Genomic DNA, 13,030 nt, shown 5'->3' with positions numbered 1-13,030 from the left:
CTTTCGTGCACGACAAAATACTGATTCTCGACTTTGGTTCACAAGTCACCCAATTAATTGCCAGGCGCGTGCGTGATGCCCGCATCTATTCTGAAATCCATCCATACGATTGCGATCCAGAATTTATTCGTAAATTCATTCAAGAGCAGGGTGGCAAGGGAATCATTCTTTCTGGTGGACCAAGCTCGGTTACAGAAGAGGGTAGTCCTCGCGCACCACAAATCGTTTTTGAATTAGGCGTTCCTGTTTTAGGTATTTGCTACGGTATGCAAACTATGGCAACCCAATTGGGTGGCGCAGTTGCTTCTGCAGAATCCTTGGGTAAAGCCCGTGAGTTCGGCTACTCCGAAGTGCGTGCCCATGGCCATACTAATTTGCTCAAAGGCATCCAAGACTTTTCTACTAGTGAAGGCCATGGCATTCTCAAAGTGTGGATGAGTCATGGCGACTCTGTAACGACACTGCCCCCAGCATTTAAGTTGATGGCTTCAACGGAGTCTTGCCCAATTGCCGGTATGGCGGATGAAGAGCGTCGTTTCTATGCATTCCAATTTCATCCTGAAGTAACGCATACCTTGCAAGGCGAGGCTATCTTGAGTCGCTTTGTACACGATATCTGCAAGTGCAAACCTGACTGGGTAATGGGCGACTACATTAGCGAAGCGGTTGAGCATATTCGTAAGCAAGTTGGTGATGAAGAAGTCATTCTCGGTTTATCTGGTGGCGTCGACTCCAGCGTAGCAGCAGCATTAATCCATCGTGCGATTGGTGAGCAGCTCACTTGCGTATTTGTTGACCATGGTTTGCTTCGTTTAAACGAAGGCGACATGGTGATGGAAATGTTTGCTCGTAACCTCGGTGTCAAAGTAATTCGGGTAGATGCCAAAGAGAAATTTATGTCTGAGCTTGCTGGTGTTGCGGATCCAGAAGCGAAACGCAAAATTATTGGTAAAGAATTCGTTGAGATTTTCCAGGCTGAGTCTGGCAAGATTCAAAATGCCAAGTGGCTTGCTCAAGGCACTATTTATCCAGACGTCATTGAGTCTGCTGGTAAAGGCAAGAAGGGTGCGCATACGATTAAGAGCCACCACAATGTGGGTGGTCTGCCTGAAGATATGCACCTCAAGCTGCTTGAGCCATTGCGTGAGTTATTTAAAGATGAAGTCCGCGAACTCGGCGTTGCCTTAGGCTTACCGCGTGAAATGGTCTATCGCCATCCATTCCCAGGCCCTGGTCTGGGCGTGCGCATCTTAGGTGAGGTGAAATCAGAATTTGCCGACTTACTGCAACGTGCTGACGCGATCTTTATTGAAGAGCTGCGCAATACGATTGATGAAGTCAGTCAAAAATCTTGGTATGACCTCACCAGTCAAGCCTTCGCAGTATTCTTGCCGGTGAAGTCTGTGGGAGTTATGGGTGACGGCAGAACCTACGAATATGTAGTTGCTCTCAGAGCCGTTCAAACGCAAGACTTTATGACTGCACATTGGGCCCACTTGCCGCATGATTTATTAGGTAAGGTATCTAACCGCATCATCAACGAAGTACGTGGCATTAATCGTGTCGTCTACGACATTAGCGGAAAACCGCCAGCAACTATTGAGTGGGAATAGGCGACTTTAGCTCGCCTTTGCCCATAACCATGCTTGAGTTACGAGAAACTTCCCTCGCAATACTGGCAAATACCGATGTGCAATCCAAGGTTGGCCAGTTGGCCAACTTGTTCGATGAGTATCAAGCCGGACACATTGCTGTAAATCCAGCGGCCAACCCCGATAGTCAAAATCATTGCCTTCCTGGGCGACCTGCTAAGCCTGACTTAGTGGCACCAAAGTTTGTTCCCAAAAGAAAAATGGATACAGTTGAGGGCAGAGCTATTCTTTGGCACTCCTTGGCGCATATTGAATTTAATGCCATGAATTTAGCGCTCGATGCAATTTGGCGTTTTCCGAATATGCCTAAAGCGTATTACGAAGACTGGCTCAGAGTTGCCAAAGAGGAGTCATATCATTTCAGTCTGATTAATGCCCATTTACAGTCCTTTGGGTTTTGCTATGGAGATTTTCCGGCCCACAATAGTTTGTGGGAGATGGTTGAGAGAACGACTGATTCAGTGATTGCTCGCATGGCCCTAGTTCCTCGGACAATGGAGGCCAGGGGTCTTGATGCGGTTCCGGAGATTCGGGATCGATTCAAGCAAATTCAAGACAATCGTGCTGTAGAAATTCTAGAGATCATTCTTCGTGATGAGATTGGACATGTGCTGGTTGGCAATCGCTGGTTTAATTTCTTGTGCGCCAATGACAACTTATCGCCGATTACAACTTATCGGGACTTAGCCGAAAAATACCGTGCACCTACCTTGAGGGGGCCGTTTAACTTTGATGCGCGTGAGCAAGCTGGCTTTAGCTCTGAGGAGTTAGAGTTGTTGGAATTGCTTAGCGATAAACGGACACAGGCAGCATGAAGATTCTGAGCATCATTCCGCCGATGACTCAGCTTAATACGCCGTATCCTTCTACGGCCTATCTCACTGGCTTTCTACGCTCACGGGGTTTTGATGCCGTTCAAGAGGATTTAGCATTAGCCTTGGTTCTGAGTTTTTTTACTCCGCAGGGTTTGCTAGAGATTAAAAATCAAGCATTAAAAGTCTCAGAAGAAGATCGTAGCGCGAGCGTCAATTTCTTCCTGGATTACTTTGCGGATTATCAAAGCACGATTACTTTGTCGATTGCATTTTTGCAAGGGCGCGATAGTACCCTTGCCCATCGCATTAACAGCCGCACTTTATTGCCTGAAGGCCCACGCTTTGTATCTCTAGATGCATATGATGAGGAAGAGGGTGGAGATTCATTGGCATGGGCATTTGGTGCGCTGGGATCTCAGGATCGGGCACGTCATTTAGCTACCCTATATCTCAATGATCTATCCGATGTCCTACGTGATGCTGTAGATGAGCGTTTTGAGTTTGTTCGCTATGCAGAATCTTTGGCAGGGAGTCAGCCTACGTTCACGCCTTTAGCAGATGCTCTAGCAGCAAGCCCCACATTAATGGATTTGCATCTACAAGATCTGACCAAATCTTCCATTGAAAAGCATCGACCTAGCTTGGTACTACTCTCAGTGCCATTTCCTGGGGCAATGTACGCCGCATTACGAATTGCCCAAACTATCAAACAACATTACCCTGATATTCGGATTGGTCTTGGCGGCGGCTACGTGAATACCGAGTTACGTGAGCTCACTGATCCACGCCTATTTGATTTTGTAGACTACATCACACTAGATTCCGGTGAGCGGCCTTTGCTTGCTCTGTTAGAGCATTTAAATGACAAGCGCTCTGCCGAAAGGTTGGTACGTACATTTATCCGAACTGCTGGTAATGAAGTGCGTTACATCAATTGGCAAGAGCCTGATGTACCTTTTGAAGAGGTGGGTACTGCCACTTGGGATGGTCTTCCACTAAATTCGTATTTATCGCTGCTAGATATGCTCAATCCCATGCATCGCTTGTGGAGTGATGGCCGCTGGAATAAGCTCACAGTTGCTCATGGATGTTATTGGAAAAAATGTAGCTTTTGCGATGTCAGCCTAGATTACATTTCTCGTTATGAAACTGCTTCAGCAAGTCTATTGGTTGATCGTATCGAGGCAATCGTTGCAGAGACTGGTCAGACAGGATTTCATTTTGTAGACGAGGCTGCGCCACCGAAGATCTTGAAAGCCCTTGCTGAAGAACTCATTCGGCGCAAGGTGGTGATTTCTTGGTGGGGCAATATCCGCTTTGAAAAGACCTTCACGCCTGAGTTATGTGAGTTATTAGCTCAAAGTGGTTGCATCGCTATGTCCGGTGGGCTAGAGGTTGCCTCCGACAGACTTCTCGATCTGATGAAAAAAGGCGTCTCTGTTGAGCAGGTTGCTAAAGTAACAAAAGGATTCTCGGATGCTGGCATCTTGGTGCATGCTTATCTTATGTACGGTTTCCCAACGCAAACCGTTCAAGAGACCGTCGACTCACTCGAATACGTTCGTCAGCTTTTTGAAAATGGCTGCATCCAGAGCGGCTTCTTCCATCGCTTTACTTGTACAGTGCATTCTCCGGTAGGGCTTGATCCGACTGCTTATGGAATTGAGTTAGTTCCATTGCCACCTATTAGTTTTGCTAAGAATGATGTTGCCTTTATTGATCCTACCGGGGTAGATCATGATCTTCTGGGCCTTGGTCTCAAAAAAGCGATTTATAACTTTATGCACGGCGTGGGCTTTGAGGAGGAGACGCACAAGTGGTTTGATGTGTCGGGTATTCCAAAAACTACAGTAGGGCGCAATAAAATAGCAAAAGGACTAAATCATCAATAAATCATCATGGATAGCAATATGAATTTATCTCGACGCACTTTTATCATGTCAGCCGCCTTGGCTCCAGTTGCTTGTGGCGGACTTTCATATGAGCGTGGCATTCCGGTTGCTCAACCAAAACCACTGCCAATGGTTCGCTCTCCACAAATTGGACAAGAGTGGACTTACATCAAGAAAAACATCTTTGATGGCAAAACTTTGGATGTAATTACTGAGCGTGTTTCTAATATCGGATCCACGATTGTGATCGATCGTATGACTGCTGATGGTGCTCGTCTACCCAGTGAAATTCAGACTTCATGGGGAATGGTTTCTACGGATACGCAGTGGTCACGCTTGTTGAACTTCAGCCCTTCTTTGCCGCTTTGGCCTGAGCAGCTATCTACCACCTGGGCAAAGCAGTTCAACACTAAGTACAGTATTGCAGGCTATTCAGACTTGCGAATGAACTGGCAAGAACATATGAGCGTGCAAGGCTGGGAAAAAATTACTGTTCCTGCTGGAGAGTTTGTAGCGCTACGTTTTCAGACTCTGATTAATTATGAGAGTGAAGATCCCAACAAGGTCGACTGCATTCGCAAGGAAATAGTTTGGTTTGCTCCACAAATTGGCCGCTGGGTCGCGCGTGAAACATCCGGTTCTTATCAAATTCAGGGGCAAATTGGTGCAGTCATTCTGGAAGGTAGTTATCAATGGCAACTCAACTCCTACAAATAAACGCTGTGCGAAGATTGCTTTTGCTATTGTCGCCAGCGTTGCTGGCAGCCTGTATCGCCGGTCAACCTTACCCAACTTCAACGCCTTTACCTCAACCCGTGAACCCTCCGAAGGTGAGGGCACCGCAAGTAGGGCAGCAGTGGGTCTACAACGTGCGCAATGTCTTCAACCAAGAGTTAGTGGATATTGTTACCGAGAGAGTCATTTCTGTTGGGCCTCAGATTCGCATTGAGCGCAGTGGACTAAAAGCAGGGCCACTTCCCGATGAGATCCAGCAGCCTTGGGGTTATGTTTTGCAGGATCCCCATTGGAATCCACCGCAAAAGTTTTTGAAGCCGATTCCTTTATGGCCTGAGCAACTCGTCCCGGGATGGTCTGGTTTTTATCGCGACCGCTATCAAGTAGTTGGTTATCCGGATAATGATTATTACTGGGGCCTTAATATATCGGCACTAGGGTGGGAGGGTGTCGGCACCCCTGCTGGGCAGTTTCCGGTCTTGAAGTATCAAAATGAAGCACCATTCTTCACTAGCAATGACTTTTCTCGAGTCGCCAACTATCGCCAAGAAGATGTTTGGTTTTCCCCGGAAGTCGGTCGTTGGGTTATCCGGCGTGGCTATGGACGCTATTTATGGGCTGGTATGTTTTGGAGTAATGCCCTCTGGGAAGACTACTTAGAGTGGGAGCTGGTGTCCTGGAAGTAAGTAAAGCGCTTAAAATCAGCAGATTGCTATGTATACCGTAAAAGAACTCTTTCCAACCCTTCAGGGTGAGGGCGCCCACGCTGGTCGTGCAGCTGTATTTTGTCGCTTTGCCGGCTGCAATCTCTGGAGTGGTCGCGAAGAAGATCGCGCTACTGCAGTTTGCCAATTTTGCGATACCGACTTCGTGGGAAGTGATGGCGTTGGCGGCGGTAAATTTGAAACTGCCTCTCTGTTGGCTGACACCATTGAGGAGGTCTGGAACAGTACCTCAGCGGGACCGCAGCAGCGTTATGTTGTATTTACTGGTGGCGAGCCACTATTGCAACTCGATACCGATTTAATCGACGCTTTACATGCTAAAGGGTTTGCTATTGCGATTGAGACCAACGGCACGATTAAGGTTCCTAAGGGAGTGGATTGGGTATGTGTGAGCCCTAAAGCTGGATCTGAGCTTATTGTGTTGCAGGCCGATGAGATTAAGCTGGTGATTCCTCAGCAAGGCCATATTTCCCTTGAGAGCTTATTGGCTCGGTTTGAGAAGATGGATTATCGCAATCGCTTCTTGCAAGCTATGGACGGCCCAAACCTACAAGAAAACCTCGCATTAGCAGTTCGCCTGTGTCAAAAGCGACCTTTATGGCGTTTGAGTGTTCAGACCCATAAAATGATCGGTATTCGATAGTATTTCACCACGCCTTATTCAAGTATTTAGAAAAGCAATCATGACCGCCAAGCAAGAAGCTATCTCCATTACCCGTCGACTTGAGTTTGACTCAGGTCATCGCATTCCGAATCATGATGGGCAGTGTCGTCACCTGCATGGCCATCGCTATGCAATTGAAGTTACGCTTACTGGCGTAATCGCAGATCATCCTGGTAAAGCAGACGATGGCATGGTCTTAGATTTTGGAGATATCAAGCGTCTTACGAATCAATATGTGGTTGAGCCTTGGGACCATGCATTCTTAGTAGCCAGGGAAGATGCTGGATTAGTGGATTATTTAAATTCCATTCCAAATCACAAGACCGTAGTCATGGAGCATGTGCCTACTGTTGAGAACTTAGCTAGCGCAGCCTTCAAGGTGTTGCAGCCCGTTTTTGAAAAAGCCTTCGATGGTCGACTCAAGCTGGCAGCCATTCGTCTTTATGAAACTCCCAATTGCTGGGCTGACGTTACTCACGCTTAAGAAGCAATATGCAAGCAGAGCTTGATCGCCAATTTATGCAGCAAGCTTTGGACCAAGCCAAGCTCGCTGCAGTCGCTGGTGAAGTGCCGGTCGGCGCTGTATTGGTGCGAGATGGTCAAGTTATTTCCACTGGTTTTAATCAGCCAATTAGCAATAGTGATCCTAGTGCCCATGCTGAGATGATGGCCTTACGCTCTGCCGCCTTAGACGAATCGAACTATCGATTACCCGGCACCACTCTCTATGTCACTCTTGAGCCCTGCACCATGTGCGCTGGAGCGATGCTTCATGCTCGGATTGATCGTGTTGTATTTGGTGCCACGGATCCGAAAACTGGTGCTGCAGGCAGTGTTCTCAATGTATTCTCAGAAAAGCAGATTAACCACCAGACTCAAGTTGAAGGTGGCATCATGAGCGAAGAGTGCGGGCAAATACTGCGCAATTTTTTTAAGGAGCGGCGTTGAAGCAAATTCATTTGATTGCTCCTTCAGGAGCGAGTCCAGATACTCGTAGTCCATTAGCTGGAATCGAGTGGCTCAAACAGCAAGGCATTGAGGTTCTCAATACTGCCTGTGTAGACCGAATCGAGCAACGTTTCGCTGGCTCTGATGCTGAGCGTTTGGCTGAAATAAATCAACTCGCCAAGCTCTCCCCTGAGATTGCTGTTGTCGCCATGCGTGGTGGCTATGGATTACATCGCTTACTCCCAGATATTGAGTGGGATGCGATTGCGAAAGCGATCAAAAGTGGTCTGCAGATTTGTGGACATAGCGATTTCACGGTCTTTCAATTGGGCTTACTGGCAAAGACTGGTGCAGTCACTTTGGCAGGCCCTATGCTGAATTTTGATTTTTCTTGTCAGGGCGGGCAGGGCGTTACACCCAATGCATTGATGTGGGCATATTTTCAGAAAGCCGTCAACGAACGTCAATTCGATTGCACCATCAAGACTCATCAAGATTTCTTAAGACAGTCAACTGCGGGTCAAGCTTCGGGCATGCTGTGGGGTGGAAACTTAACAGTACTGGCTGGTCTAGTTGGAACACCTTACTTGCCAAGCAAAGAACAAACACAAGGCGGGATTTTATTTTTAGAGGATGTGAATGAGCACCCTTACCGGATTGAGCGGATGTTGATGCAGTTATTGGATGCGGGCATATTAAGCAATCAAAGCGCTATCCTCTTAGGTGGATTCTCAGCCTATCGCCTGTATGACCATGATCGTGGTTACACGCTAGAGAGTGCGATCGAGGCTATTCGCAAGCGCCTTCCTGACCATATTCCCATTTTGACTGGTTTGCCATTTGGGCATCAAGCCGAGAAGCTGACTTTGCCAGTGGGTGCGCAAGCGCATATTCAATATGATGCCTCGGGATTTACTATTCAGTCTCAGTGGTAGCACTTTCACATTAAGGATTTCTCCTTGCGAGTTTTAGTATTCCTCACCAGCATATTGATTGCGAGCGCTGCAATGGCAACTGAAGAACCAAAGTACACTCTTCTCGAGAAATCCGAGCCATTTGAATTGCGTGCTTATGCACCCCTCATCGTGGCCGAGGTTAAAGTGGATGGTGATTTAGATGCGGCGTCTAGCCAAGGATTTCGTTTGATTGCCGCCTATATCTTTGGAAAAAATCAGGTATCTGAAAAAATTGCCATGACTGCGCCAGTTGGCATAGAGTCAAGTGAGCAAAATAAGAGTGCAAAGATTGCGATGACCGCTCCTGTAGGAATTGAAAGTTCGGGCAATCAATGGACGGTATCGTTTGTTATGCCTGCTGAGTACACCTTAGCTAGTCTGCCAAAACCATTAGATCCACAAGTCAAAATAAGAGAGTTGCCCGCAGAGAAAAAGGCGGTAATTATTTTTTCTGGTTTTTACAACGAAGAGAAGGTCAAAGAAAAAACCCAGGCACTGCGTGATTGGATGAAGCTCAAGAATCTGAAGTCAACCGGTGAGCCTCAGTTTGCGCGCTACAACCCACCCTGGACGCTACCCTTCATGCGTCGGAATGAGGTCATGATTCAAGTCTTGGATTAAGCCTCAAAACTCTTCAATACAAACCCAGCACCACCATCTTGCCCCAATGCTTTCACTAGAATAGGCAGACTTTCAGCCAATTGTTTTTCTAAAGTCCACGGTGGATTGATGATGAACATGCCGCTAGCCTGAAGACGTCGTTCTTTAGGGGCATTCTCAACTCGCAGCTCAACATGTAACCAAGAGCGTTTATGAGCTGCCGCAATCTTTTTCATATGATCGGGTAGGGCTGCTGACTCTCTGCGAGAAAGGCATGGATACCAGATTGCATAACATCCGGTGGCGAAGCGATGTAGCGCCTCCTCCATCGTAGTCTCGAGATACCGATAGTCCTGCTTATCTTCGTAAGAGGGATCAATTAAAACCAGTCCACGTCTACTCGGCGGCGGCATCAAGCCCTTTAACCTTGCAAAGCTATCCTCTGCATAGATATCAATTTGTTTTGATTGCTTGAGCTCGCTAATATTGTGATGCAAGATATCAATCTCTTTTGGGTGTAGCTCAAAGAGTTTCAGACGGTCTTGTGTTCTAAGTAATCGCGCCAGAATAAATGGAGAGCCAGGATAGATCGTAATCTCTTCGGCAGCATTCTCCGCCCGAATGAAGTCGAGATAATTGGAAATCCCAGGACTTACGGCGTTAGTCTCCGCAAATTTAGCTAAACGATAAATACCTTGATCCGCTTCATTGCTGACCGCTGCAAAACCGTCAATCAGACTATAAATACCGGCACCTGCATGGGTATCAACCATGGTCAAAGCCCCAGGTTTTTCTTGTAGATACTCCACCAAATGAATCATCACCAGATGTTTCAAAATATCGGCATGGCTGCCTGCATGGAAAGCATGGCGATAGCTAAACATACTTATATGGCCCTAGGTTTTTGCGCTTTAATAAATAAAGCTAAGGTAATACTGATTAATGCCACACACGCATACTGTAAGGATTGATTGAGGGCAGAGTCTAGAGTTTGTGTGAGAAGTACGTAGATAGTTGCGAGACCACCAAGAGCAAGTAAGCGTGGCCCAATCTGATTGGCGGCCAGTCGCGCCTCTGGAATCAGTCTAGCCAATGCCGCTCCAAGCATTCCGGACCACAGACCAATAGCACAGCCGGCTAGGACATCAGTGAGCCAGTGAGCGCCTAATGCATTTCGGGAAATACCGGAAAAGCTAGCAATGATGAAGATCCACCACAAAGAGGTTCTTTTATCTCGATCACGAGCAAAGTAGATTCCGGAGATCACGGCAAAAGCAGTGAGCGTATGTCCGGAGGGCATAGCTCTATGCAACAAAGGCTCACCAATTCGGTAAAAATCTTCTAAAGCCAAGACTCCCGCAGGGCGAGGAAATGCTAAAAAAGGTTTAATGATTTGACTAAGCGTGCCACCAATTGCAGAGGCTAATAGTCCTGCGCAGAGTAAGCGGGGGGCTAGTACCAGCAATGGAAAGCACAGTGCAAAGATGCCCCAGCCATTACCAATAAAGGTAAGCCAAGTCCAAATGGGATCCGGAAGAACCTGGGTGTAGCGATTGATGAATAAAAATGTCGGCGTTTGTAATTCACCAAAGTAAATGGCGATTGCTAAACCGAGAGGTAGCAGCGGGATGCACCAAATCCAAATGGATGCAATTGCAAAAACGGATTTGCGCTGCTCAGTCATGCGAATTAACGTGTTCGCCCTTGGTCGGCTTCCTTGAGTTGATGCACCATCTTCTCCAATACTTGAGGAACAGTAATGGCTTGCATGCAGACATTGTCATGGCATGGCGTCTTGCGATGATTAGCTGCACTGACACATGGAGAGCAAGCTAGATTTGCCGTAATCGCAATTGACTTACCAACAGAGCCATAGAGTGCTGGGGTTTCTGGTCCGAATAGGACGACTGTTCGTAATGGCGTAACAGCAGAAAAATGACCGGGGCCAGAATCATTGGTCACCATCACATCGGACAGCGTATAGAGCGGCGGTAATTCTGCAAAGCTCACTTGGCCTGCAAAGTTCAATGCATTTTTGACATTAGCAACGGAGCGTACTTTCTCAACATACTCAAATTCGGCAGGGGAGCCGGTAATCAAAATCAGATCATTCGGATAAAGTTGATGCAAACCTTGAATGAGTTCGGAAAAGCGCTGCTGTGCCCAGCGTCTTTGCGGCAATAAGTCACTTGCATTGGGATTGACCAAAATAAGGCGTTGCTCACCTTGCTTAAACTGAATGCCAAAAGTCTCACTGAGCTTCTCAATACGCTCACGAACTTTGTTCAATACGGTTGGATCGATTGCCGCTTGCTCCAAACGCACTTCAGAGTCGGGAATATGTATTTTGCTAAACGGTACTTCAATCTGCGTAGCAAAGGCCGCATGAATCAAAGAAAGGAAATTCTTGGTAATGTGAATGTGCGGGTTGTAATGAACCTTGCGTGTCAACATAAAGCCACGCCACAAGCCTTCACCATGAAAGATGTGATAACCCACACGACGACGTGCACCACAGAGGCCGGTAAGTAATGCGGTGAAGCGAGAGAACAGCTCTAGATCAATGACGGTGTCAATACGATGCTTGCGAGCTAGTAGTAAAAATTTAAGCGTGTCTTTAATTAAGCCGCCCAAGCTTGAAGAGTCAATGGTGAAAATATTCTCAGGCTTAACGGTATTTAATAAAGTGAGGCTGGCACGATTACTTTTAAAGATCAGGAAAAATAATTCAGCACCACGAGCCTGTGCGTTACGCATAGCTGGATCTACCAAGATCGCACTACCCATTTCTGATAACTCAATAAAGAGTAGATTGCGTGGCGCATCTGGACTACGACTAAAGATATTTTTGACGCTATCCATTAGGGCAACTATCGGACTTGCTAACGCGCAGAGGGGTACACCAACCCAATGGTCAATGGCGCGCATGGTGTTAACGCTAATACTCATAGTAGGGCTCTAAAAGAATTACTTCCGTTTTAATAAAAAGTAAGCACCAGGCAAAACCGATAACACGGTAATGGCGCCGTAGCTAATGGATGCGAGTACTGTCATGGAAGGGCTTACACCCCACAATGCTAGTACTGAAGAGAGTGTGGCCTCGCGCAAACCCCAGCCAGAGATGCTAATTGGCAGCATCAACAGCAGGCTTAATGCAGGCAGGCCAATCATGAGGGCTTCAATCGGTGCATCCACTCCATAGGCCTTGAGGCAGAAGAGCAGTGTCAAGATAGTTAGGAAATGAATCCCAATTGCAAAGACGGCTTGAGCCACATTCATAGGCCAAGAAAATGCCAGCTTAATACCAGGTAGTGCGTGATTCATTTGTAGGCGGTCTAATAGTTTTTGCAGCAAATTACAGCTAGGACCCCAGGCCAAAATTGCGGCGATCAACAATCCTGATACAAGCATGACGCCAGTCACGGCATAGCCTAAGTCTGTTCCCCAGGCAGCCAAAGTAGCGCCACCCAAAATGAGACCAAGGCCACCGAGCAAATTATTTCCGGCTAAGCCTAGTAGGCGATCCACTAAAACCATGGAAAAACTCAGACGCAGTTTAGGGGTGGCATGCTCCAAGTCAACGGAGTGATGAAGCTCTTCATCTAACTCTTTTTCTTCAGTCAACTTGCCGCTGCTATTTAAATGGGTTGCAGTAATAGCGCGATAGCTGTCACCACCCAGCGTGCTCGGCAATCCTTGGTTAATCAATCCACCAGCTAAGTAGAGTGCGACAAAATTAGTGAGGCTTCCCTGAAACCCCACTTTGCGCATTAAAAATCCCCAGCGAAGTCCGCCGCAAATAAACGCTGAGAGCATCGTGAGTCCTGCGGCCAAAAACCACCAAGGCTGCATTTGAATATCAGAATCTAGGAGTGCATGCCAATCAATTCCACTGGTTGCTTTCCAGAGGAGGGCGACCGACAGCAAAACACGAATCGTGGGCCAAGCCCGCTTGAGGATTGCTTTCCACCCAGATGTGGCTTTTGGGGTGACTTGGGGTTGTGAACTCATAGGCGTAAGGATAATGCCTAAGCCCCCTAAGG

At 47.2% G+C, this 13,030-nt stretch carries 14 protein-coding genes; 10 read left to right on the top strand and 4 right to left on the bottom strand.

What is annotated here, in order from left to right; all coding sequences use genetic code 11:
* Positions 1–5 precede the first annotated feature (5 nt).
* From guaA to AOC19_RS05900, 10 genes are all read left to right on the top strand, one after another.
* Positions 6–1,613 (top strand): glutamine-hydrolyzing GMP synthase, encoded by a 1,608-nt coding sequence (gene guaA / locus AOC19_RS05945; RefSeq protein WP_215374774.1) that lies wholly within the window; start codon positions 6–8, stop codon positions 1,611–1,613.
* Between the two features lie 29 nt (positions 1,614–1,642).
* Positions 1,643–2,467, top strand: coding sequence for a ferritin-like domain-containing protein (locus tag AOC19_RS05940; protein ID WP_215374770.1), 825 nt, complete (start codon positions 1,643–1,645; stop codon positions 2,465–2,467).
* Positions 2,464–4,359: a B12-binding domain-containing radical SAM protein gene (locus tag AOC19_RS05935; protein WP_215374767.1), complete on the top strand. Its 1,896-nt coding sequence runs from the start codon at positions 2,464–2,466 to the stop codon at positions 4,357–4,359. The genes AOC19_RS05940 and AOC19_RS05935 overlap by 4 nt, the downstream gene beginning before the upstream one ends.
* Positions 4,360–4,377: 18 nt before the next feature.
* A complete protein-coding gene (locus AOC19_RS05930) occupies positions 4,378–5,076 on the top strand; it encodes a hypothetical protein (protein ID WP_215374764.1) in 699 nt (232 codons plus the stop codon).
* On the top strand, positions 5,052–5,780 hold the full coding sequence (locus AOC19_RS05925) for a hypothetical protein (RefSeq protein WP_215374761.1): 729 nt from the start codon (positions 5,052–5,054) through the stop codon (positions 5,778–5,780). The genes AOC19_RS05930 and AOC19_RS05925 overlap by 25 nt, the downstream gene beginning before the upstream one ends.
* Positions 5,781–5,808: 28 nt before the next feature.
* Positions 5,809–6,462, top strand: a complete 654-nt coding sequence (gene queE / locus AOC19_RS05920; RefSeq protein WP_215374758.1) for a 7-carboxy-7-deazaguanine synthase — start codon at positions 5,809–5,811, stop codon at positions 6,460–6,462.
* Positions 6,463–6,502: 40 nt separating this feature from the next.
* Positions 6,503–6,967, top strand: coding sequence for a 6-carboxytetrahydropterin synthase QueD (gene queD, locus AOC19_RS05915; protein ID WP_215374755.1), 465 nt, complete (start codon positions 6,503–6,505; stop codon positions 6,965–6,967).
* Between the two features lie 8 nt (positions 6,968–6,975).
* Positions 6,976–7,431 carry a tRNA adenosine(34) deaminase TadA gene (gene tadA / locus AOC19_RS05910; protein WP_215374752.1) on the top strand — a complete coding sequence of 152 codons (456 nt, stop codon included), beginning with the start codon at positions 6,976–6,978 and terminating at the stop codon, positions 7,429–7,431.
* A complete protein-coding gene (locus tag AOC19_RS05905; protein WP_215374749.1) occupies positions 7,428–8,366 on the top strand; it encodes an LD-carboxypeptidase in 939 nt (312 codons plus the stop codon). Before tadA ends, AOC19_RS05905 begins: the two co-directional genes overlap by 4 nt.
* Positions 8,367–8,438: 72 nt before the next feature.
* Complete coding sequence (locus AOC19_RS05900; protein WP_215374745.1) at positions 8,439–9,008, top strand: SOUL family heme-binding protein; 570 nt, start codon at positions 8,439–8,441, stop codon at positions 9,006–9,008.
* Here the strand turns inward: AOC19_RS05900 and AOC19_RS05895 are convergent.
* Genes AOC19_RS05895 through AOC19_RS05880 form a run of 4 tightly spaced genes read right to left on the bottom strand, consistent with a single transcriptional unit; the run spans position 9,005 to position 12,998 of the window.
* Positions 9,005–9,871 (bottom strand): 23S rRNA (adenine(2030)-N(6))-methyltransferase RlmJ, encoded by an 867-nt coding sequence (locus AOC19_RS05895; RefSeq protein ID WP_215374742.1) that lies wholly within the window; start codon positions 9,869–9,871, stop codon positions 9,005–9,007. The two genes, AOC19_RS05900 and AOC19_RS05895, sit on opposite strands and share 4 nt — an antisense overlap.
* Positions 9,872–9,873: 2 nt before the next feature.
* Positions 9,874–10,671, bottom strand: coding sequence for a phosphatase PAP2 family protein (locus AOC19_RS05890; protein ID WP_215374739.1), 798 nt, complete (start codon positions 10,669–10,671; stop codon positions 9,874–9,876).
* 5 nt (positions 10,672–10,676) lie between these two features.
* Positions 10,677–11,936 carry a glycosyltransferase family 9 protein gene (locus AOC19_RS05885; protein ID WP_215374736.1) on the bottom strand — a complete coding sequence of 420 codons (1,260 nt, stop codon included), beginning with the start codon at positions 11,934–11,936 and terminating at the stop codon, positions 10,677–10,679.
* 18 nt (positions 11,937–11,954) lie between these two features.
* On the bottom strand, positions 11,955–12,998 hold the full coding sequence (locus AOC19_RS05880) for a lysylphosphatidylglycerol synthase transmembrane domain-containing protein (protein ID WP_215374733.1): 1,044 nt from the start codon (positions 12,996–12,998) through the stop codon (positions 11,955–11,957).
* Positions 12,999–13,030: the final 32 nt, after the last annotated feature.

Origin of the sequence: Polynucleobacter asymbioticus, assembly GCF_018687575.1 — a bacterium.
Classification (GTDB): Bacteria; Pseudomonadota; Gammaproteobacteria; order Burkholderiales; family Burkholderiaceae; genus Polynucleobacter; species Polynucleobacter asymbioticus_C.
This window is presented reverse-complemented; position numbering and strand designations above follow the sequence as displayed.

Coding starts and splice junctions, on each gene's coding strand:
- AOC19_RS05900 (WP_215374745.1), top strand. CDS start 8,439: ATGGCAACTGAAGAACCAAAGTACACTCTTCTCGAGAAATCCGAGCCA.
- AOC19_RS05895 (WP_215374742.1), bottom strand. CDS start 9,871: ATGTTTAGCTATCGCCATGCTTTCCATGCAGGCAGCCATGCCGATATT.
- AOC19_RS05940 (WP_215374770.1), top strand. CDS start 1,643: ATGCTTGAGTTACGAGAAACTTCCCTCGCAATACTGGCAAATACCGAT.
- queE (WP_215374758.1), top strand. CDS start 5,809: ATGTATACCGTAAAAGAACTCTTTCCAACCCTTCAGGGTGAGGGCGCC.
- AOC19_RS05930 (WP_215374764.1), top strand. CDS start 4,378: ATGAATTTATCTCGACGCACTTTTATCATGTCAGCCGCCTTGGCTCCA.
- queD (WP_215374755.1), top strand. CDS start 6,503: ATGACCGCCAAGCAAGAAGCTATCTCCATTACCCGTCGACTTGAGTTT.
- AOC19_RS05935 (WP_215374767.1), top strand. CDS start 2,464: ATGAAGATTCTGAGCATCATTCCGCCGATGACTCAGCTTAATACGCCG.
- AOC19_RS05925 (WP_215374761.1), top strand. CDS start 5,052: ATGGCAACTCAACTCCTACAAATAAACGCTGTGCGAAGATTGCTTTTG.
- AOC19_RS05880 (WP_215374733.1), bottom strand. CDS start 12,998: ATGAGTTCACAACCCCAAGTCACCCCAAAAGCCACATCTGGGTGGAAA.
- tadA (WP_215374752.1), top strand. CDS start 6,976: ATGCAAGCAGAGCTTGATCGCCAATTTATGCAGCAAGCTTTGGACCAA.
- AOC19_RS05890 (WP_215374739.1), bottom strand. CDS start 10,671: ATGACTGAGCAGCGCAAATCCGTTTTTGCAATTGCATCCATTTGGATT.
- AOC19_RS05885 (WP_215374736.1), bottom strand. CDS start 11,936: ATGAGTATTAGCGTTAACACCATGCGCGCCATTGACCATTGGGTTGGT.